Raw genomic sequence first — 21606 nt, 5'->3', positions numbered from 1 at the left:
TTGGATTCTTTATCTTGCCGGAAACACAACTTTCTAAGCGCCGCCTTGTCATCCTGATTTCAGGGCGGGGCAGCAACATGCAGGCGCTGGCCGAGGCCTGCCGAAATGAGGGCTGGCCGGCTGACATTGCCGCCGTCATCGCCAGCCGCCCTGACGCGGGCGGCCTGGAATGGGCGGCCGCCCAGGGCATTCCCACCGCGGCCCTGTATCACAAGGACTACGCCAGCCGGGATGCTTTCGATGCCGCGCTGGCCGCCGAAATCGACCGCTATGCGCCCGATTACGTCATCCTGGCCGGCTTCATGCGCGTGCTGACGCCGGGCTTCGTCAACCATTACGCCGGTCGGCTGGTCAACATTCACCCGTCGTTGCTTCCGGCGTTTCCCGGCCTGCATACCCACGCGCAAGCGCTGGCCACGGGCGTGCGGGTGCACGGTTGCACGGTGCATTTCGTGACCCCGGTGCTGGATCACGGCCCGATCATTGCGCAGGGCTGTGTGCCGGTTCTGGCCGGTGATACGCCCGAACTGCTGGCCAACCGCGTGCTGGCAGTAGAACATCAGGCTTTTCCGGCCGCCGTGCGCTGGCTGGCCGAAGGCCGGGTTACCCTGACAACCGACCATCGAGTGGACGTGCAGGGGGATCCCGCACGCCTTTTCACCTGGTCGCCGGCTGCCTGAGCGGCCCCGAATCGCTTTTACCGGGCGGAACTCCTCCGCCCCACTGGAACACACCATGACTAAACCCCAATCTCCGCGTTCTCGTCCGGCAGGCTCCCCGAGGGCCGCTTCCGAAGGGCGCGACGGTCGGTCCTTTTTCTCGCGTCCGAAGGGCGAAGCCCGCGAGGCGCCCGCGCGCGAGCAGCGCACCGAGCGTGGGCGCGATGAGCGTCCCGCCCGCGATGCGGGCCGCCCGGCGCCGCGCGCGTCGTTTGACGCCCAACGTGGCGAAGGGCGCGGCGAAGGCCGTGCCGGGGCGCGCGGCGATCGCGGCTCCTTTGGCGGCGATCGCGGCTCGTTCGGAGGTGACCGCCGGGAAGGGCAAGGCCAGGGCCGCCCGGCCCCCCGCCCGTCCTACGACGCCCCGCGCGGTGAAAACCGTGGCGGCGAGCGCGGTTCCTACAGCGCGGAGCGCCGTGGTGGCCAAGGACAAGGCCAAGGCCGCCCGGATTCGCGTCCGTCCTATGGCAACGGCCCGCGTGGCGAGAATCGTGGCGGCGAACGTGCTTCCTATGGTTCGGAACGTCGTGGTGAACAAGGGCAAGGCCAAGGCCGCCCGGATTCCCGTTCGTCCTACGGCAACGGCCCGCGTGGCGAGAATCGTGGCGGCGAACGCGCGTCCTATGGTTCGGACCGTCGTGGTGAACACGGCCAGGGCCAAGGCCGCCCGGATTCCCGTCCGTCGTACGGCAACGGCCCGCGTGGCGAGAATCGTGGCGGCGAACGCGGGTCCTATGGTTCGGAACGTCGTGGTGAACACGGCCAGGGCCAAGGCCGCCCGGATTCCCGTCCGTCGTACGGCAACGGCCCGCGTGGCGAGAATCGTGGCGGCGAACGTGCTTCCTATGGTTCGGAACGTCGTGGTGAACACGGGCAAGGCCAAGGCCGCCCGGATTCTCGTCCGTCCTATAACAATGGTCCCCGTGGTGAAAGCCGTGGCGGCGAACGCGGTTCCTACGGGGCCGAGCACCGTGGGGGTGAACGCGGTTCCTCCTATGGCGCCGAGCGCCATGAACGTCAGCCGCGCCCGTCCTACGACGGCCCCCGTGGGGATGACCGTGGCGAACGCGGCCAGTATGCCGGCCCGCGCGGCGGTGACGCCGGGCAGGGCAATCGCGAACAGTCGTCGCAAAAGCCGCAGTTCAACCGTCCGCGCCAATCGTATGCGGCCATCCGCATCGATCAAGTCCAACGCGTGCTGGGCGAAATTCTGCAATGGACCTATCCGGCCGACGCCGCGCTGTCGCACTGGCTGCGCCACCACCCGAACCTGGGCGCGCGCGATCGCTCCGAGGTCGCCGAAGCTGTTTACGACGTGCTGCGTCACCTGCGTCGCTACCGCCAATTCGGCGAAAGCGGCGTGGGTCCCGCGTCGCGTCGCCTGGCTATTCTTGGTTTGAACGCCACCCTGGGCGCCGAAGCGCTGGAAGAGGGCCTGGATGCCGCCGAAGCCGAATGGCTCAAGCGCGTGTCGCAGATCGATTTGTCCACGTTGCCGCGCGCCGTGCGGGGAAGCATCCCTGATTGGCTCGACGAGCGCCTGGCGCTGATGGACAGCCCGGACACGCTGGTCGAAGCGCTGAACCGTCAGGCCAGCCTGGATCTGCGCGTCAACCCGCTTAAGGTCGAACGCGACGCCATGCTGACGGAACTGCAACAAAGTGCAGGCCGCTACGAGCCCGTCGCCATGCCGTTTTCGCCCTGGGGCATCCGCATGGAAGGGCGTCCGGCGATCAACCGCTGGCCGCAATTCGAAAACGGCAGCATCGAGGTTCAGGACGAAGGCAGCCAGTTGCTGGCCCTGCTGGTCGCGCCGCGCCGTGGCGAAATGATCATCGATTTCTGCGCGGGCGCCGGCGGCAAGACGCTGCTGCTGGGCGCGCTGATGCGCTCCACCGGCCGCCTGTACGCGTTTGATGTGTCGGCCGCGCGCCTGGCCCGTGCCAAGCCGCGCTTTGCGCGCAGCGGTCTGTCGAACGTGGTGCCGGTTGTGATCGACAGCGAGAACGACGCCCGCGTAAAGCGCCTGGCCGGCAAGGCGCAACGCGTGCTGGTGGACGCCCCGTGCAGCGGTATTGGCACCTTGCGCCGCAATCCCGACCTGAAGTGGCGCCAGCACCCGCAGGCACTGGCCGAACTGGGTCAGTTGCAGGAGCGCATTCTGAACAGCGCCGCGCGATGCGTGGCGCCGGGCGGACGCCTGGTGTACGCCACGTGCAGCCTGCTGGCCGAAGAAAACGAAGTACAGGCCGAGCGCTTCCTGGCCAGCCATCCCGACTTTGAACGCGTGGACGCGGCCGAGATCCTGGCTTCGCGTTGCGAAAACCTGAAGCTGGAAGGCCCGTATCTGCAACTGCGTCCTGACGTGCACGGCACGGACGGCTTCTTCGCGGCGGTATTCGAGCGCAAAAAGAAGGGCGCGGCCACCGACACGGCAGCGGGTGCGGACGCCGTTGTGGCAGCGGAAGCGGCCGACGCCGATCTGCTGGAAGATGGCATCCCTGACGAGCAATCGGGTCTGGAACTGGAAACGGCGACCGCGACGGCCACCCCGCCGGCAGCCGTTGATTCCGAGGCTGGGGACGATGCCCAGCTGATTCCTGAGTCGGCAGCGTCTGAGGCGGTATCCGATCCGGCAGCCGACGCCGGTAAGCAGGACAAACCCGCCTGACGCTCCGGGCGGGCGGCGACACCGGTCGGTGGGCGGGTCCTGCGATCTTCGGATTGCTCCCCGCTTGCCGGGCCGAGCCTACCGGGCCGGCGCCACGCCGATGGTCGCGCTATAGCGCCGGGTGCCCAGCGTCTTGTTCTGGTATTTCACTTCCCAGGCCAGGGTGTCGGCGCCCGGTTGATCCGCGGCGTACACCACCTGCGATACCGGCACGGCCTTGTAAGCGCACCGCCCGCTGTCACTGGACTGGCCGCGCGTCTGCACGATGCTGGCCTTGCCCAGCGTCGGGTTTTGCGTGATCACCACTCGTGGCGCCCGCAGCGCCAGGCAGTCAGACCCTCGTATCTCGTAGTACGACGCCAGCACGGTCACATCGCCGGACTTCAAGTTCTGCGCTAGCGCGGGTGTGTGGGCGGTAAGCGTCATCATCGCCAAGGCCGCGAAAAATAAGGGACGGGGTTTTCTGTACAGCATGAGTGGGGCAAAAGAGACAGTTTTGGACCGCATTGAGCGCAACAAACGGGCATCGCAAAGCGCCTCGGCGGGCGGAACGCTGTTTGCTGACAGGAACTTTAGTACCGGAATGTAGCCAAAACCTGGTGTCTTTGCGAATACCCCCCACATAGAAGGGGTAGCCGGCCCTGAAGGCCGTCTATTGGCGAGACCAGCCTCGCGATCGGCCTGAAGCGGTCGCGAGAGAGGTTTTTTGTGCTCTGAAATCGGGGCTTAGTCCTTGATTTCGCTCAAAAACTATTTTGAAACTCCCTTGTCATAAGTCGGCAAAGGTAAGCTAAACTTCAGGCACTTAACAAGCGAGGCTCATAACAGCTTTATGGATTACATCCTCTCCTTCATTGCCGGTGGTCTGACCCAAGCCTCTTGGTGGCAGATCGTCGTATTCACCTTGGTCGTGACGCACATCACGATTGTTGCGGTCACCGTCTTTCTCCATCGCAGCCAAGCGCACCGCGGTCTGGATCTCCATCCTGCCGTCATGCATTTCTTCCGCTTCTGGCTCTGGATGACGACCGGTATGGTCACCAAGGAATGGGTTGCCATTCACCGCAAGCACCACGCCAAGTGCGAAAAGGAAGGCGATCCTCACTCGCCCATGTTGTTCGGTATCTGGAAGGTGCTGTTCCGCGGCGCGGAGCTGTATCGCGAAGAATCGAACAACAAGGAAACCATGGCCAAGTTCGGCCACGGTACGCCTGACGACTGGCTCGAACGCAACGTCTACAGCAAGCACAGCTTGTGGGGCGTGCTGTCCATGCTCGCCATCGACGTCGCCCTGTTCGGCGCGGTCGGCGTGACGGTGTGGGCGGTTCAGATGGCCTGGATTCCCTTCTGGGCAGCCGGCGTCGTCAACGGTATTGGCCACTATTGGGGCTACCGCAACTACAACAGCCCGGACACCAGCACCAACGTGTTCCCCTGGGGCATCGTGATTGGCGGCGAAGAGCTGCACAACAACCACCACGCCCACGGCACGTCGGCCAAGTTCTCGGCCAAGTGGTACGAATTCGACATCGGCTGGTGCTACATCAACATCCTGAAGTTCTTTGGCCTGGCCAAGATCAAGAAGGTTGCGCCCAAGCTCAAGCTGGATGACAGCCGTACCGGCATCGACCTGCGCACGTTGCAAGGCGTGATCACGCACCGCTACGAAGTCATGGCCCGCTACGCGGACGTGATCAAGAGCGCCGCTCGCGAAGAGATGAACAAGTTGAAGGCCTCGCGCCAGGAAGGCAACGCGGATTGCGGCTATACCAAGCTGCGTCAGGTGCGTAGTGCCCTCCACCGCAACGAGGACATTCTCCAGCCGGAAACCCTGGCTGCCGTGGACAGCGCCATTGCCCAGAACAAGTCGCTGTCGACGCTGGTGCAGATGCGTCGTGAACTCGGCCGCATCTGGGAAAGCTCCAGCGCCAGCAGCGAACAGCTTCTTCATGACCTGCAGGCCTGGTGCCAGCGCGCCCAGCAAAGCGGCATCGCCGGGCTCGAGCAATTCGCTCAACATCTGCGCCGCTACGCGGCATGATGCTAGAGAAGCTCAACCCTGAACAACGCGCCGCAGTAACGTTAGAACCGCAGCACGCCCTGGTCTTGGCCGGGGCGGGCAGCGGCAAGACCCGGGTACTGACTACCCGCATGGCCTGGCTGATTCAAACCGGCCAGGCTTCGCCTTTTGGGCTTCTGGCGGTTACGTTCACCAATAAGGCCGCGCGTGAAATGCTGGCGCGTATGTCGGCGATCTTGCCGATCGATACGCGCGGCTTGTGGATCGGCACGTTTCACGGCCTTTGCAACCGCATGCTGCGCGCGCATCACCGCGATGCCGGCTTGCCGCAAAGCTTCCAGATCCTGGACGTGACGGACCAGCTTGCCGCCATCAAGCGCCTGATGAAGGCCAATGGCGTCGACGACGAAAAGTATCCGCCCCGGGACGTCCAGCGCTTCATCAACGGCGCCAAGGAAGAAGGCCTTCGTCCGCAAGACGTCGAGGCCTATGACGCCCATCGCCGCCGCCTGATCGAGATCTATCAGCTGTACGAAGCCCAGTGCCAACGCGAAGGCGTGGTCGACTTCGCCGAGTTGCTGCTGCGCGCCTACGAATTGCTGTCGCGCAATGCGCCGGTACGCGAGCACTACCAGCGCCGCTTCCGCCATATTCTGGTCGACGAGTTCCAAGACACCAACACGCTCCAATACAAGTGGCTGCGCCTGCTGGCCGGCGGTGGCGCGGCCATCTTTGCCGTGGGCGACGACGACCAATCCATCTATGCGTTCCGTGGCGCGAACGTCGGCAATATGTCCGACTTCGAACGCGACTACGCGCACGGCACCGTCATCCGCCTTGAGCAGAATTACCGCTCGTTCGGCCACATCCTGGATTCCGCCAACGCGCTGATCGGCCATAACAGTGGCCGCCTGGGCAAGAATCTTTGGACGGATCAGGGCGAAGGCGAACCGGTGCGCGTCATCGAACAGCCCTCCGACGGCATGGAAGCCCAATGGATCGTGGACGAAATCCGTTCGCTGATCCACGACGGCAGCCTGCGCCGCGAGATCGCCGTGCTGTATCGCAGCAACGCGCAGTCGCGCGTGATTGAGCACGCCATCTTCTCGGCCGGTATTCCGTACAAGGTCTATGGCGGCCTGCGCTTTTTCGAGCGCCAGGAAATCAAGCACGCCCTGGCGTACTTGCGCTTGATGGCCAATCCGCATGACGACACGTCGTGGATGCGCGTGGTCAATTTCCCGACGCGCGGCATAGGCGCGCGCACGCTAGAGCAACTGGCTGACGCGGCCCGCGCGCACGACACCAGCCTGTACGGCGCGGTGGCCCTGGTGGCCGGCAAGGGTGGTTCCAACCTGGCACAGTTTGCCCAGCTGATCCACCGCCTTATCGAAGAAACGCGCGATCTGCCGCTGCCGGAAATGGTCGAGCACATGCTCGAAACCAGTGGCCTGAACGCTCACTACAAGGCGGAGCGCGAAGGCGCCGAACGGCTGGAAAACTTGAACGAATTGATCACGGCTGCAGCCGTGTTCGCGTCGGAAGAAAACTACGATGGCATGCCTGCCGGCGTGGTGCCCGACCAGGCCACGTCGTCAACGCTGATGCCGGGCGTCGTCGACGCGCCCATCGTGGCCTCTGACGGGCTGACGCCGTTGGCGGCGTTCCTGTCGCATGCCGCGCTTGAAGCCGGCGATAACCAGGCCCAACAAGGCCAGGACGCCGTCCAGCTCATGACGGTGCACGCCGCCAAGGGCCTGGAGTTCGACGCGGTTTTCATCACCGGTCTTGAAGAAGGCCTGTTCCCGCACGAGAACAGCATCCTTGAGCAGTCCGGGCTGGAAGAAGAGCGGCGCCTGATGTACGTGGCGATTACCCGCGCACGGCAGCGTTTGTACATCAGCCTGGCACAAAGCCGGATGCTGCATGGCCAGACGCGCTACGCGATGCGCTCACGCTTCCTTGACGAGATTCCCGAAGAGCATCTGAAGTGGCTGTCGCCCAAGGCCGGCTTGGCGCCGGTCAGCAGCACGGGCGCCGGCTGGGGCGGCGGCAATCGGGGTGATGCGTTCGGCCGCAAAGCCACCAATACCATTGCGCCGCGTCAACCTCGCGGCATCGCAAGCGGTGTCACGGTGGGCGACAAGCAGTATCGTGTGGGTCAGGGCGTGCATCACGCGCGGTTTGGCGATGGCACGATTATTGGCTTGAGCGGCGCTGGACAGGACGCCCAGGCGGAAATCCAGTTTCGTGACGTGGGCGCCAAAACCTTGGCGCTGGGTATCGCGAAGCTTGATATTGTTCAGGGTTAAACATGGCCAACAACGAGTCTCCGAAAGCCGAGCTGGCGTCCCTGCGTGCCGAGGTCGATGAAATCGACCAGCAGATCATGCTGCTGTTGGGCGTGCGGTTTCGCTGCACGGACATGATTGGTGAATTGAAAACCAATCACGGAATGGACCTGGTGGACCCGCAACGGGAAAGCCAACAGGTCGAGCGCATTCGACGCCTGGCGGAAGAGGCCGGCGTGCCGCCCGCGTTGGCCGAGACCATCCTGCGCGAGGTGATCGACACCGTGATCGATCACCACACCCGCCTGCGCGAACGTCCTTACTCGTAATAAAAGAAGCGGGGGGCCAATCGGCCCCCCGTTTTCCATCCGCAATCCAAGCTGTGCCGCTGTGCCGCTGTTGCGGATCTTGCAGCGGTTGCAGCCGTGCGTTTGGATCATCCCTCGCTTTGGTCGATTTCTTCCAGCGAACCCTGGATTTCCAGCCATTGCTCTTCCAGCTCGTCCATGCGCTTGCCGTGTTCGCCGTGCTCGGCCATGACCTTTTGGCGCTCGGCGCGGCGGGCGTCTGAATACAGGTCGGCGTCGGCAATGATGGCGTCCAGCGCGTGCAATTTGACGCGCAGCTTTTCCATCTCGGCCTCGACCTTGGCCAACTTCGACTCCAGCGGTTTGCGCAGTGCGGATAGGCGTTGGCGCTGTTCGGCTTCAGCGCGGCGTTGCGCCTTGCGGTCCACGACGGGTTCGCTGCCGTCGGCATTTTCGCGCGCGGCTTCGGCGCGTTCGCCGGCGTTGCGGGCGGCCAGCCAGTCGCGGTAGTCCTCCAGGTCGCCATCGAATTCGCGCACCGCGCCATCCGCGACAATCCAGAAGCTGTCCACGGTAGTACGCAGCAGGTGCCGGTCGTGCGATACCAGCAGCATGCTGCCGCCGAAGTCGGCAAGCGCGGCGGCCAGGGCTTCGCGCGTTTCGACATCCAAGTGGTTGCTGGGTTCGTCCAGCAGCAGCAGGTTGGGCTTTTGCCAAACGATCAAGGACAACGCAAGGCGTGCTTTTTCGCCACCGGACATCGGGCCGACTTTGCTGGTGACCGTGTCGCCCGAAAAGCCGAAGCCGCCCAGGTAATTGCGCAGCTCTTGTTCGCGCGTGTCCGGCGCCAGCCGTGCCAGATGGGCGATAGGCGTGCTGTCCACGTCCAGCATATCCAGCTGATGCTGGTGAAAGTAGCCAATCGCCAAGCCACGCGAGGCACGCCGTTCGCCTGCTTGCACGGGGATCTCTTCGGCCAGCGTCTTGATCAGGGTACTTTTGCCGGCGCCGTTGGCCCCCAGCACGCCGACACGGCTGCCCGCGCGAACCATCAACGTCACATCGCGCAGAATCGGAATGGCGTTGCCTGCCGCGTCGGTATACCCGGCCGACAGGTGTTCCAGCGTCAACAGCGGGTCCGGCACCTGGTCGGGGGAGGGGATGCGGATGTCGATGCCGGCTTCAGCGTGCAGCGGCGCCAGCACCTGCATGCGCGCCAGCGCCTTGACGCGGCTTTGCGCCTGCTTCGCCTTGGAAGCCTTGGCTTTGAAGCGGTCGATAAACCCTTGCAGGCGGGCCGTCTCGCGCGTCTGGCGTTCGTAGGCGATGTTGGTCTGGCGCAGGCGCTCGGCGCGTTGCGTCAGGAAATCACCGTAGCCACCGCGATACCGCACCAGTTTGGCGTGGTCGAAATGCAGGATGGACTTGGCAACCGCGTCCAGGAATTCCGTGTCGTGGGAAATCAGCATGACGGTGCCCGGATAGGCCCCCAGCCATTTCTCCAGCCACAGCATCGCGTCCAGATCCAGGTGGTTCGTGGGTTCGTCCAGCAGCAGCAATTCGGAAGGGGCCATCAGCGCGCTGGCCAGTGCCAGGCGCATGCGCCAGCCGCCCGAGAAGCTTTCGACGGGCAGCATCCATTCGTTGGGCTTGAAGCCCAGGCCGGCCAGCAACTGCTCTGCGCGCGAGGCGGCGCTCCAGGCGCCGGCTTCGATCAGCGCCGCTTCCACTTCGGCGATTTGCGTGCCTTGGTCGTCCGTCAGTTCGGCGCGGCGCGCCTGCAATTCGCGCAGGTGCGTGTCGCCGTCGATGACAAATTCACGAGCCGGGCGGTCGTCGGCGTCCAACTCTTGCTTGACGCTGGCAATGCGCCAGCCCGCCGGCAGGTTCACGGTGCCGGCATCCAGGTCCAGCGCGCCGGTCAGCAGCGCGAACAGCGAGGACTTGCCCGCGCCGTTCTTGCCAACGATGCCGACGCGCTCGCCGGGGTGTACGACAAATTCAGCGCTATCTAACAGCACTTTCGTGCCGCGGCGCAGGGTCAATCCAGTGGCGCGTATCACAGGCTGAGTTGCTCTCGGGTAAGCAGCAGGATCTGGTCCGACGCTTCTTCCGTGTCCAGCCAGACGGGCGAGAGCTGCGGGAAGGCGGCTTCGAAGAAGTCACGCTCGTGACCGATCTCAAGCACGATCACGCCTTCAGGTGCCAGGTACTGTGGCGCCGACGCCAGGATGCGCCGCACCAGGTCCATGCCGTCGTCGCCACCCGCCAAGGCCAGCTGCGGCTCATGACGGTATTCCTGGGGCAGCACGTCCATCGAACCGCTGTTCACATAGGGCGGATTGCAGATGATGACGTCGTACTGGCAAGCCGGCAGATTGTCGAAGAGGTTGCTGGCATGCAGGTCCAGACGGTCGGCCAGGCCGTAGTCGTCGACGTTGCGGCGGGCAACTTCCAACGCATCGGCCGACACGTCCACCGCGTCAACGTGGGCATTGGGGAAGGCCATGGCCGACAGGATGGCCAGGCAACCCGACCCGGTGCACATGTCCAGCACATTTTCCACGGCGTAAGGGTCCTGGACCCACGGCGACAGCCCTGCGTCCAGCAGTTCGGCAATGGGCGAACGCGGCACGATGACGCGCTGGTCCACGTAGAAGCGGTGGCCGCGCAGCCAGGCCTCGTTGGTCAGGTAGGCCGCGGGCACGCGCTCGGTCACGCGGCGTTCCAGCAGGTCCAGCACGCGGTCGCGTTCTTCACGGACCACGCGGGCGTCCAGGAACGGTTCAAGCGTGTCCAGCGGCAGGTGCAGCGCGTGCAGCGTCAGATAGACGGCCTCGTCCCAGGCGTTATCGCTGCCGTGCCCCAGCGCCACCTGGGCGCTGTTCAGGCGCGACACACCATAGCGGATCAGGTCGCGCAGCGTCAGCAATTCTTGGCGGGCGGATTGATACATAACAGGCCTTATATCCCCGTCCAGCATGCCGAACCGGGAAAAAACACGCCCCCTGTGAAGGGGGCAGAGCGCTTGCGCAGCGTGCGAAGCGCGGGGGTCTCTTTATTTCAGCAGCAGATTTTCCAGCGTGCGGCGATAGATGTTCTTCAGCGGTTCCAGCGAAGCCACTTCGACGCGCTCATTCACCTTGTGGATCGTGGCGTTGCCGGGACCGAACTCGATCACCTGCGGGCAAATCTTGGCGATGAAGCGGCCATCGGACGTGCCACCCGTGGTGGACAGTTCGGCGGTCACGCCGGTTTCGCTGTGAATCGCCTGCACCAGCGCATCGGTCAACGAGCCGCGCGGGGTCAGGAAGGGCTCGCCGCCCAAGTCCCAGTCCAGCTCGTATTCCAGGCCGTGCTTGTCCAGCACGGCGTGCACGCGCGCCTTCAGGCTTTCAGGCGTGCTGGCCGTGGAGAAACGGAAGTTGAACAACGCAACCGCTTCGCCGGGGACCACGTTGGTGGCGCCGGTGCCCGAGTTCAGATTCGACACCTGGAACGTCGTGGGCGGGAAATACTCGTTGCCCTGGTCCCATTCAATCGAGACGATTTCGGCCAACGCGGGCGACAACTGGTGCACGGGGTTGCGCGCCAGATGCGGGTAGGCGACGTGGCCCTGGATGCCCTTGACCGTCAACTTGCCCGACAACGAGCCGCGGCGACCATTCTTGCAGGTGTCGCCCAGCACGTCGCCGGAAGTCGGTTCGCCGACGATGCAGTAATCCAGCTTTTCGCCGCGCGCCTTCAATGCGTCGCAAACGATGGCGGTGCCGTCGATGGACGGGCCTTCTTCGTCGGACGTGATCAGCAGCGCGATCGAACCGTCATGCTGCGGGTGGGCCGCCACGAATTCCTCGGCCGCCACCACGAAGGCAGCAATCGAGCTTTTCATGTCGGCCGCCCCACGGCCGTACAGCCAGCCGTCGCGTTCAGTGGGCACGAACGGGTCGCTATCCCACTTTTCGCGTGGACCCGGAGGCACCACATCGGTGTGACCGGCAAACACGGTCAGCGGCGCGGCGCTACCGCGACGGGCCCACAGATTGGTGACGCCGCCCTGTGCGATGGTTTCGCACGTGAAGCCGATGCGCTCGAGCCGGGCGGCCAACGCCGCCTGGCAGTCTTCATCCGCCGGCGTGACCGACGGGCGGGCGATCAGGTCCTTGACCAGATCCAGTACGGCTGACGTGCTCATTACGCCCTCAGCAGATCATTGATGCTGGTCTTGGCGCGCGTTTGCGCGTCGACACGCTTGACGATGACGGCGCAAGCCAGGCTGTGCGAGCCGTCGGCCGACGGCAGCGAGCCCGGCACCACGACGGAACCCGACGGCACGCGGCCGTAGGTGATCTTGCCCGTGGCGCGATCAAAAATCTTGGTGCTTTGCGACAGGAACACGCCCATGGCCAAGACCGAGTTTTCTTCCACGATCACGCCTTCGACGACTTCCGAGCGGGCGCCGATGAAGCAGTTGTCTTCGATGATGGTGGGGTTGGCTTGCAGGGGTTCCAGCACGCCGCCGATGCCCACGCCACCCGACAGGTGCACGTTCTTGCCGATCTGCGCGCAAGAGCCGACGGTGGCCCAGGTGTCAACCATGGTGCCTTCGTCAACGTAGGCGCCGATGTTCACATAGGAGGGCATCAGCACGACGTTGCGGCCGATGAACGAGCCGCGGCGCGCGACAGCGGGCGGCACCACGCGGTAGCCGCCTTGCTTGAAGGCGTTGTCGCCGTATTCCGAGAACTTGAGCGGCACCTTGTCGTAGAACTGCAGCGGCGCCTGGCCCATGATGGCGTTCTCGTTCAGGCGGAACGACAGCAACACGGCCTTTTTGATCCACTGGTGCACGACCCAGTCGTCGTTGATTTTCTCAGCCACGCGCAGGCGGCCCAGATCCAGCCCGTCGATGGTGTGTTCCACCGCTTCGCGCACTTCGGCGCTGGCGTCGGAGGGAGTCAGGTTGGTCCGGTCGTCCCAGGCTTTTTCGATGGTGGTCTGCAGGTCGAGAGTCATAGCGGCTCAGCTTTTAAAGGTTGATCAAACAGAAGTATGTACAAAATGGGCGATGCGTTCGGCTGCTTGCACGCAATCAGCCAAAGGCGCCACCAACGCAATACGGATGCGGCCGTGGCCGGGATTGACGCCATGCGCTTCCCGCGCCAGGAAACTGCCCGGCAGAACGGTAACACCGGTACGGCCATAAAGGTCGCGCACAAACGCCGTATCCGAGCCCGGCGTGGCCGCCCATAGGTAGAAAGAGGCTTTCGGGCGTGACACATCCAGCACGTTTTCAAGTATGGGGACGACCGCGTCGAATTTTTCGCGATACAGGCGGCGGTTGTCTTTCACATGCGCCTCGTCGGCCCAGGCCGCGATGCTGGCCGCCGACACCAGGGGGCTCATGGCACTGCCATGATACGTGCGATACAAAAGGAACCGGCCGATCAGCGCGGCGTCGCCCGCCACAAAACCCGACCGCAAGCCTGGCACGTTGGACCGCTTGGACAGGCTGGAAAACGCCACCAGATTGCGGTAGTCGTCCCGGCCCAGGCGGCGCGCCGCCTGCAGGCTGCCCAGGGGGGCATCGCCTTCGTCCAGATAGATCTCGGAATAGCATTCGTCCGACGCAATCACAAAGCCGTAACGGTCGGACAGCTTGAAGAGGACTTCCCATTCATCCAGCGACATGACGTTACCGGCGGGGTTGCCCGGCGAGCACACGAACACCAGCCGGGTCTTCTTCCAGACGGCGTCAGGCACCTGATTCCAGTCGCTGGAAAAATTGCGCAACGGATCGGCGTTGACGAAGTAGGGCGTGGCGCCGGCTAGCAGCGTCGCACCTTCGTAGATTTGGTAGAACGGGTTGGGGCAGATCACGACAGACCCAGCGGACGGGTCAATCACGGTCTGGGTAAAAGCGAACAGCGCTTCGCGCGAACCCAGGGCGGGCAAGACCTGCGTGTCGGCGTCTGGGGCGGGAATGCTGTAACGGCGCGCCAGCCAGGCAGAAATCGCCTGGCGCAGCGCGGGATCGCCCTTGGTGGACGGGTACACGGAAAGCCCATCCATATGCCCGCGAATGGCGTCCGCCACGCATTCGGGCGCGGCGTGCTTGGGCTCGCCAATCGACAAGTTGATAGGCGTCAGACCGTTCTGCTGCGCGGCGGCGCAAGCCAGCAACGCGCGCAATTTTTCGAACGGGTAGGGGTGTAAAGCATCGAGGCGCGGATTCATGACGCAAGATTTTAACAAGCAAGCTACAATAGCGGGCTTGACCTTTAGCGAAGGTGGCGAAATTGGTAGACGCACCAGGTTTAGGTCCTGACGCCGTAACAGGTGTAGGGGTTCGAGTCCCCTCCTTCGCACCATACAACTGAAAGCCGTTGCTTGGCCCCCAGGGGCCGTGCTGAGTGCCCGCAAGGCGCTTTTGAATCAACGGCTTAGCGGGAATGGTGGGTGCCGATTGACTGCCCATAACAACTAGAATTTGCAGTCTTTCAGCCCCATCTTGGCCGCATTCCTCCGCACACAATAGATGGCCTGGCGTCGGCGCCGTTGGTGCCCCGGTTAGCTAACTACCCGAATGCAGCCCAGGGATGCATCCCCGGGGTGCACCAACGGCGTTCAATCCGCTATCAGTTCTTGACCTTGATACGGTCGCGACGCTTTTCGGTTCTGGGTTCGACATCGCGGCCCAATTCCACGTCCATCAGGATGGCGGCATGGACTTTGGCGCGGCTGGCTTCGATGCGCGGCACGCATGCCCAGCCTCGATCGGCGGCCACCGACAATTTCTTGTCCAGTTCTTGATGGCGACGACGCTTGTTTTCCGTCGACATATTGCTGAGTTCTTGATCGGTGATTAAGCGCATGGGTTTCTCCTTGGTGAAACGATGTGGTTGCGATGGACATGGGTATTGCGAACAGGCGTGCGCCTGCATGGCGCGCGTGTACGCCACGTCGCGCCACGATGTGTTTTTGTTATTCGGGAATCGGGCGGGGGGGGGGCGGGGCCGGGAATCGGCGGGCCCGCACGGTGAAGCCAAGATCAAAGAGCGGGCGTAGTTTGACAGCTTAAATATTTATTGCAAGTCATTGAAAAATAAGAAGAAAAAGATATAAAAACCCCGCGTTCCATATACTTTTCCAGCGCTTTGGATACTTTCCCAACGCCTGCGTTAATCAAGCCCGATATGCCGCGCGGAACAGGGTTTATCCTGATGCCCGCAAGGCTTGACACCCCTCTGCCCAGCCCATAAAGTCACCGCACAGATTTAGATAAAAGACCATCTGTAGGGTGGTCTTTTATTGCGCGCAGTTTGCGTCGACCTCTTACAGAAATAATTCCAAGAGGAGACGACTGTGCAATCATCGACCGTAAAAATACGTGGCATCGACGATGTCATCGCTTTTATCGACTCACGCCCCGGTATCACCGGGCGGGCAGGCCTGATCTGGTGGCTGGCCCTGGGTGGACTGTTCCTGGATGCGTTTGCCAACTCCGCGTTAAGCGCGGGGCTGGGGCCCATGACGCGCGACCTGGGCCTTGCGGCCGGTCAGGTCGCGCTAATGACCTCGTTTGCCGCGTGGGTGGCCATTGCGTTCAATCCCATCGGCGGCTGGATGGCGGATCGTTGGGGCCGGATCCGGCCCTTGGTCATCGCAAAATTCCTGGCCGTCATCGGCGCGCTGCTGGTGATGTTTGCACCCAGCTTCGAAGTCATTCTGGCCGGCCGGTTTTTCGTAGGCGCCGCCTACGGGATCGACTTCGCCATCGCGATGGCCGTCCTGGCCGAATTCACCCCGCTTAAATTCAAAAGCCGCCTTAATACCTGGCAGGGCATGTGGTACACGGCCGTGTGCACGAACCTGCTGCTGGCGCTGTTGTTTTTCTCGTGGGACGTGGGCGATTCCATCTGGCGTTATTCGGTTGCGGCTACCGCCGTCTTCGCGGTCGTGATCCTGCTGCTGCAAATGCGCTACATGGTGGAAAGCCCGATCTGGCTGGCCCGCAAAGAGCGTGTCGAGCAGGCGGCGCGCGCCATGACGCGTATCTACGGGCAGCCGTTCGCGGCGGCGCCGATGCACGAGCGTGTGCCGGTGGTCAACCAGGCCAGGCGCGGCATTGCCAACGTGCTGTTGATCTTTCGTGGCGTTTACTTGCCGCGCACCATCCTGGCGGCAACGGTCCAGATCGGCCAGTCGATCCAGTACTTCGCCGTGGGCTGGTATTTGCCCTTGATCAGCGCCGCGCTGTTCGGCAAGGACTTCGTCTTCGCCACCATCGGCGCGCTGGTGTTCAACGTGTTCGGCATCTTCGGCGGCTTTCTGTCGCCGTACATCGGCCGCAAGCTGGGCCTGCGCCGCGCGTCGGCATTCGGCTTTGCCGCGGTGTTTCTGATGCTGCTGATCCTCGGTACGTTCCACGGCAAGATGCCGCTGTGGCTGGCCGTTGTGGTGCCGTCGCTGTTCATCCTGTTCCATTCGGGCGGGCCGGGGGCCAACGGCAAGAGCCTGTCGTCACTGTCGTTCCGCAGCGAACTTCGCGCGGGCGCCAACGGCATCATCGGCGCGCTGGGCTCCACGGGGGCCGCGATCGGACTGCTGGTGTTTCCGCTGTTTCGCGAAAACTACGGCCTTGAAAGGACCTTCCTGATTCTCTCCATCGTGCCGCTGATCGCCAGCATCATCTGCTTCACGATCAAGTGGGACCCCACCCGCACCCCCATCAACCCGGACAACGAAGCCGACGCGCCCCAGTTCAAGGACGACGCCGTGCTGCCTGCCCTGGACCCCGCCATTGGGAAAGCCTCGCGATGACAAACAACAAAGTGATTCTGGCCATAGACGAGGGCACGTCCGGCACGCGGGCGGCCACGGTGTCTCAGGACGGCCATGTATCTTGCCTGCAATACGTGGCGCTGCATGTCGACTCGCCCCGGCCGGGTGTTGTGGAGCAGGACGCTAACGACATCCTGGACCGCACCGTCCAGGTCTGCCGGGATGCCATCGCACAAGCGGTCGCCGAGGGGCAGGAAATTGCTGCGCTGGCGCTGGCCACGCAACGGGCCACGGCCGTGCTGTGGGACACGCAGACAGGGCGTGCGCTGGTCCCGGCCATGGTCTGGCAAGACACACGCTTTGTCGACGAACTGGACCAACTGGCGCCGGAATGGGACGTCCGGTTGCGAGAGCGCGTCGGTCGGCCGGTGGGGGTGCGCTCGTTGTATCTCTGGGCGGCGCGTCACCTGCGCGATTCACCGCTTGTTGCCCAGGCGTGGCGCGACAAGCGCTTGGCCTTCGGCACCGTGGACACGTGGTTGCTGTGGCATTTTTCACAGCGGCGCGAATGCGTGACCACGCCCACGAACGCGACCTCCGCCGGCGCCTACGTGCTTGCCGGCCATCGTTACTACCTGGAGTGGATTCAGGAGCTTGGCTTTCCGCACGAGCTGCTGCCGACCCTGCGCCAGGACGCGGATGATTTTGGTAGGACTCGTCCGGAGCTCTTGGGTATCGACGTGCCAATCCTGGCGTCGGCCGGCGACCAGCACGCGGGCGCCATCGGCCTGGGATGCCTGAACCGGGGACAGGCGATGTGTGTGCATGGCACGGGCAGCTTCGTGGACCTGGTCATCGGCACCGAACCTCCCTTGGAAGCTCGCATGTCCGACGGGTCGTTGACCATGACGGCCCGGCGTCAGTCAGGCGTGTCGCACTTCGCGGTCGAAACCTTTGTGGCAACAACCGGGTCGGCATTGAACTGGGTCTGCGAAAAGCTGAAATGGTTCAAGGACGCCCACGAGATCAGCGCGTTGGCCGACACGGTGAACGCGTCGAACGGCGTGACCTTCGTGCCGGCCTTGACCGGGCTGCGCGTACCCCGGATGGAAGCCGCGGCCCGCGCGTCGCTGACGGGCGTATCGATGGCCACGACGCAGGCCGAAGTGGCCTACGCCATTCTGGAGGGCATCGCGCATTCGGTGGCCAGCTGCATCGAAGCGGACGAGCAAGCCTCCGGCGTGCGGGTGTCCGAACTGGTCGTGGGCGGCGGCCTGTCGCGCAGCGACCCCTTGTTGCAGATTCAAGCGGACTTGATCGGCATTCCCATTCGTCGCATGCAAGAGGCCGATCGCGCCAGCTTGCGCGGCATCGCGTATCTGGCGGGCTCGGCGGGCTTGCTGTGGCCGTCATTGCACGAGGCCTGCAAAACCATCGTGACCGACGCCGTGTTTCGGCCCGCCGTTGACGCCGACGAACGTCGTCGCCGCCGCGCCTTGTGGCACGCCCGGGTGGGGTCGGAATTGGGCCACGTCAAACAGTTCAAGCAAGACAACCAGGAGGCATTGCACAAATGATCGGGTGGCTATCCAGAAAGCCCAGGAAGGACCGGGCCGACATGACCAGCACCGAACCCCTGCGCCTGAACCGGCACGAACAGCTGGATCGGTTGGGCAGCGAGCAGTTCGACATCCTGATCGTGGGGGGCGGTATCACCGGCGCCTATGCCGCGCTGGACGCCGCCTTGCGCGGCTATCGCGTGGCGTTGATCGAAAAGGACGACTTCGCCTCGGGCACTTCGTCCAAGTCCTCGAAGATGGTGCACGGGGGCTTGCGCTATATCGAACAGGGCAACCTGGGCTTGGTGCGCCATTCCCTGCATGAACGCCAACGGCTGCGGCGCAACGCGCGGCATCTGGTGCAGCGTCTGCCGTTTTTGTTTCCCATCCTGGAACGCGACGGGGTGTTCGACAAGCGCCTGTCCAAGGCATTTGAAAGCCTGCTGTGGACGTATGACGTGGCGGGCGGATGGCGCGAGGGCATCCTGCACCAGAAGCTGACGGCGGCCGAAGTGCTGTCGCATTGCCCAACGTTCAAGCAAGACGGCCTGCTGGGCGGTTTCCTGTATTACGACGCCCGCGTCGACGATGCGCGCCTGACGCTGACGGTGGCGCGTACCGCCGCCTTTCACGGCGCGGCGGTGACCAATCATGCGAAGGCGGTAGAGGTCACGCGTGACACGCACGGCAAGGTGGACGGCGCGATCATTCACGCGGACAACAAAGAAATCCGCGCGCGCGCCCGGGTCGTCATCATGGCGACAGGCGTCTGGCTGCGCGATTGGACCGGCGCGAAAAAAGGCGATGAACCCGTGTTGCACGTGCGCCCGGCCAAGGGCGTGCACGTGGCGGTGCCCTGGATCAAGGTCCGCAACGATTGCACGGTGACCATTCCCGTGCCCGGTCGCAGCCGGCGCGCCACGATCACGCGCTGGGGCGACGTGTCTTACCTGGGTACCACCGACGAAGACTACGAAGGAAATCTGGACGACGTGTATTGCACGCGGCGCGAACTGGACTTCCTGCTGGAAGGCGCGCGCTCGGCGCTCAAGACCGATCTGCAAGCCGAAGACGTGGTGGGCAGCATCGCCGGCTGTCGCCCGCTGGTGGCGCCGCCCGGGGGCAAAACGCTGGAGATCAAGCGCAACCACGAAATCCGCGTGTCCGGCGACGGGCTGGTCACGATAGTGGGCGGCAAGCTGACCACGTCGCGACATATGGCGGAACAGACCATCGACGCCGCGCAACAGGTGCTGGGGCAGCGCAATGCCTGCCAGACCAAGAAGGCCTATCTGCTGGGCGCCGCCGGATACGATCCGCAAGCCATCGTGGCGTCCGGCGGCATGTCGGCGCATCTGGGCGAGCGCTATGGCACCGAGGCGCGCTTTGTCAGCGACTTGATGCAGGCGTCGCCGGCTTTGCTGACGCCGATTGTCGACGGCTTGCCTTACACCGAAGCCGAGGTGCTTTACGCCGTGCGCCATGAAATGGCCGGCACCGTTGAAGACGTGCTGGCCAGGCGCATGCGCACGCGCCTGATGGCGCGCGACGCCTCCGCGCTTGCCGCCGGCCGCGTCGGACAGATCTTGCAGGCGGAACTTGGTTTGCCGCCCGCCACCATCGCGCAGCAGGTGAACGACTACCTGGCTGCCATCAAGCACGAAAAATCCATACTCATGGGAGACGAACAATGATCAGCAAAGAAGCCATCAAGCGCGGCTACAACCGTGGCAATTACGTCGTGGGCGCACACACGCCGCCTGCCTATGCCGCCACCTTGACCGACGAAGGCGCTGCCACCGAACCCGGCCTGCAACGCGACCCCGTGCGCGTCAGCGATGCGCAGGTCGATGCCCTGCGGCACGTGGCCGACAACGTCATGACGGCCACGGCTGACGTCGTCGCCTGGACGCGCGATTGGTGGGCGGGGTCCATGGTGTCGGAAACCGGCGGCAAGCCTGCTACGCCGCAGGCGGTGATCGTGACGGTGTCATCGGTGCAGCAGGTGCAGGCGGTCATGCGTTACGCCAACGCCGAAGCCATCCCGGTCACGGTGTCGGCGGGGCGCAGCAATGTCACCGGGGCCGCCTTGCCGGTGCGCGGTGGCATCGTGCTGGACGTCTGCCAGCTCAACCAGCTGATCGGCGTGGACCGCGAAAGCCAGATCGTGGAAGTGGAAGCGGGCATGTTTGGCGACGTCTTTGAACAGACCATCCAGAATGAATACGGGCTGACGATGGGCCATTGGCCGTCGTCGTTCGGCATCAGCACGGTGGGAGGCTGGGCGGCTTGCCGGGGGGCAGGGCAGTTGTCCACGCGCTACGGCAAGATCGAAGACATGGTGTTCGGTATGGACGTTGTACTGGCCGACGGCAGCCTGATCACGGTGGGCGGCTATTCCCGCGCGGCGGTGGGCTCGGACCTGCAACAGTTGTTCATCGGCTCTGAAGGCACGCTGGGCGTGATCGTGCGGTTGCGCCTCAAGCTGCATCGCCTGCCCGATTACGGCCGCACCATAGCGTACGGTTTCAAGACATTCGCCATCGGCCTGGACGCGTGCCGCGAGATCATGCAGCGCGGCGCCAACCCGGCTGCGTTGCGGCTGTATGACGAACTGGAAAGCGGGGTGCAGTTCAATCGACCCGACCTTAACGTGCTGCTGGTGGCCGACGAGGGCGCACGCCAGATTGTGGACGCCGTCATGCAGATCAGCGAAGGCGTCTGCGAAGAACTGGGCGAAAAGCTGGACGGCGACGCCATCTTTGAACGCTGGCTGGAAACGCGCTATCTGACGGGCAAGAGCGCCGAGGGCTTCAAGCGCAGCCCGGGGTTCGTGGCCGACACGCTTGAAATGTCGGGCCGCTGGAGCGACCTGTCCGCCATTTACAGTGAAGTGGTGGCGGCGGTGAACGCGGTGCCCGGCACGTTGGCGGGTTCCGCGCACCAGTCGCATGCTTACGTCGACGGGGCCTGCCTGTATTTTTCGTTGCGCGGCGACGTCGAGGTGGAGCGGCGCGCCCAGTGGTATCGCGCCGCATGGGATGCCGCCAACGCCGTGCTGATTAAATACAATGCGGCGCTCAGCCATCATCACGGCGTGGGCCTGCTGCGGGCGCCGTACATGCAGGAATCGCTGGGTAGCGCTTTTAACGTGCTGCTTGCGGTCAAGCGCCAGTTGGACCCGCAGAACATTCTTAATCCCGGCAAGCTGGGCTTGAGCGATCAACGCCATTATGGTCAGGAAAGTCGATAAC

Annotated in this window: 16 protein-coding genes and 1 tRNA gene; 10 read left to right on the top strand and 7 right to left on the bottom strand. The window is 63.9% G+C overall.

Annotated features, from left to right (window positions below; all coding sequences use genetic code 11):
- The first annotated feature begins 14 nt into the window (after positions 1 to 14).
- On the top strand, positions 15 to 680 hold the full coding sequence (gene purN, locus AC0Z35_RS24415) for a phosphoribosylglycinamide formyltransferase (protein ID WP_120157530.1): 666 nt from the start codon (positions 15 to 17) through the stop codon (positions 678 to 680).
- Positions 681 to 1914: 1234 nt separating this feature from the next.
- Positions 1915 to 3390 carry an RsmB/NOP family class I SAM-dependent RNA methyltransferase gene (locus AC0Z35_RS24410; protein ID WP_485133022.1) on the top strand — a complete coding sequence of 492 codons (1476 nt, stop codon included), beginning with the start codon at positions 1915 to 1917 and terminating at the stop codon, positions 3388 to 3390.
- 78 nt (positions 3391 to 3468) lie between these two features.
- On the opposite strand, the gene AC0Z35_RS24405 is transcribed toward AC0Z35_RS24410, so the two are convergent.
- Entirely contained in the window at positions 3469 to 3864 is a 396-nt protein-coding gene (locus AC0Z35_RS24405; RefSeq protein ID WP_046804664.1) for a hypothetical protein, read from the bottom strand.
- A 358-nt stretch (positions 3865 to 4222) separates the two neighbouring features.
- Here AC0Z35_RS24405 and AC0Z35_RS24400 point away from each other — a divergent pair, with 358 nt between their 5' ends.
- Genes AC0Z35_RS24400 through AC0Z35_RS24390 form a run of 3 tightly spaced genes read left to right on the top strand, consistent with a single transcriptional unit; the run spans position 4223 to position 8030 of the window.
- A complete protein-coding gene (locus AC0Z35_RS24400; RefSeq protein WP_485132786.1) occupies positions 4223 to 5431 on the top strand; it encodes a DesA family fatty acid desaturase in 1209 nt (402 codons plus the stop codon).
- Positions 5428 to 7722, top strand: coding sequence for a UvrD-helicase domain-containing protein (locus tag AC0Z35_RS24395; RefSeq protein ID WP_104144452.1), 2295 nt, complete (start codon positions 5428 to 5430; stop codon positions 7720 to 7722). The genes AC0Z35_RS24400 and AC0Z35_RS24395 overlap by 4 nt, the downstream gene beginning before the upstream one ends.
- A gap of 2 nt (positions 7723 to 7724) precedes the next feature.
- Positions 7725 to 8030, top strand: coding sequence for a chorismate mutase (locus AC0Z35_RS24390; RefSeq protein ID WP_046804661.1), 306 nt, complete (start codon positions 7725 to 7727; stop codon positions 8028 to 8030).
- A 107-nt stretch (positions 8031 to 8137) separates the two neighbouring features.
- Here the strand turns inward: AC0Z35_RS24390 and AC0Z35_RS24385 are convergent, their stop codons facing one another.
- The 5 genes from AC0Z35_RS24385 to dapC all read right to left on the bottom strand — a co-directional run bounded on the left by AC0Z35_RS24385 (position 8138) and on the right by dapC (position 14246).
- Complete coding sequence (locus AC0Z35_RS24385) at positions 8138 to 10072, bottom strand: ABC-F family ATP-binding cassette domain-containing protein (protein WP_104144453.1); 1935 nt, start codon at positions 10070 to 10072, stop codon at positions 8138 to 8140.
- Positions 10069 to 10965, bottom strand: coding sequence for a 50S ribosomal protein L3 N(5)-glutamine methyltransferase (gene prmB, locus AC0Z35_RS24380; RefSeq protein ID WP_104144454.1), 897 nt, complete (start codon positions 10963 to 10965; stop codon positions 10069 to 10071). The genes AC0Z35_RS24385 and prmB overlap by 4 nt, the downstream gene beginning before the upstream one ends.
- 102 nt (positions 10966 to 11067) lie before the next feature.
- Positions 11068 to 12204 (bottom strand): succinyl-diaminopimelate desuccinylase, encoded by a 1137-nt coding sequence (dapE, locus tag AC0Z35_RS24375; RefSeq protein ID WP_046804658.1) that lies wholly within the window; start codon positions 12202 to 12204, stop codon positions 11068 to 11070.
- A complete protein-coding gene (gene dapD, locus AC0Z35_RS24370; protein ID WP_314359129.1) occupies positions 12204 to 13025 on the bottom strand; it encodes a 2,3,4,5-tetrahydropyridine-2,6-dicarboxylate N-succinyltransferase in 822 nt (273 codons plus the stop codon). Before dapD ends, dapE begins: the two co-directional genes overlap by 1 nt.
- Positions 13026 to 13049: 24 nt before the next feature.
- A complete protein-coding gene (gene dapC / locus AC0Z35_RS24365; RefSeq protein WP_046804656.1) occupies positions 13050 to 14246 on the bottom strand; it encodes a succinyldiaminopimelate transaminase in 1197 nt (398 codons plus the stop codon).
- 47 nt (positions 14247 to 14293) lie between these two features.
- Here dapC and AC0Z35_RS24360 point away from each other — a divergent pair.
- Positions 14294 to 14380 (top strand) — tRNA-Leu (locus tag AC0Z35_RS24360).
- Positions 14381 to 14647: 267 nt separating this feature from the next.
- Here AC0Z35_RS24360 and AC0Z35_RS24355 read toward each other — a convergent pair.
- Positions 14648 to 14884, bottom strand: coding sequence for a hypothetical protein (locus tag AC0Z35_RS24355; protein ID WP_046804655.1), 237 nt, complete (start codon positions 14882 to 14884; stop codon positions 14648 to 14650).
- Between the two features lie 490 nt (positions 14885 to 15374).
- On the opposite strand from AC0Z35_RS24355, the gene AC0Z35_RS24350 reads away from it, so the two are divergent.
- From AC0Z35_RS24350 to AC0Z35_RS24335, 4 genes are read left to right on the top strand one after another with little or no spacing between them, the layout of a single operon-like run.
- On the top strand, positions 15375 to 16832 hold the full coding sequence (locus tag AC0Z35_RS24350; protein WP_485132787.1) for an MFS transporter: 1458 nt from the start codon (positions 15375 to 15377) through the stop codon (positions 16830 to 16832).
- On the top strand, positions 16829 to 18370 hold the full coding sequence (locus AC0Z35_RS24345; RefSeq protein WP_485132788.1) for an FGGY-family carbohydrate kinase: 1542 nt from the start codon (positions 16829 to 16831) through the stop codon (positions 18368 to 18370). The genes AC0Z35_RS24350 and AC0Z35_RS24345 overlap by 4 nt, the downstream gene beginning before the upstream one ends.
- A complete protein-coding gene (locus AC0Z35_RS24340) occupies positions 18367 to 20046 on the top strand; it encodes a glycerol-3-phosphate dehydrogenase/oxidase (RefSeq protein ID WP_104145003.1) in 1680 nt (559 codons plus the stop codon). Before AC0Z35_RS24345 ends, AC0Z35_RS24340 begins: the two co-directional genes overlap by 4 nt.
- A complete protein-coding gene (locus AC0Z35_RS24335) occupies positions 20043 to 21605 on the top strand; it encodes an FAD-binding oxidoreductase (protein ID WP_485132789.1) in 1563 nt (520 codons plus the stop codon). Before AC0Z35_RS24340 ends, AC0Z35_RS24335 begins: the two co-directional genes overlap by 4 nt.
- The last annotated feature ends 1 nt before the right edge of the window (position 21606 follow it).

The sequence above is a fragment of the Achromobacter sp. 1L-A-4-B-C2 genome, assembly GCF_057291955.1.
Note: the sequence above shows the minus strand (reverse complement) of the source record. Positions and strands in the feature narration are given on the sequence as shown.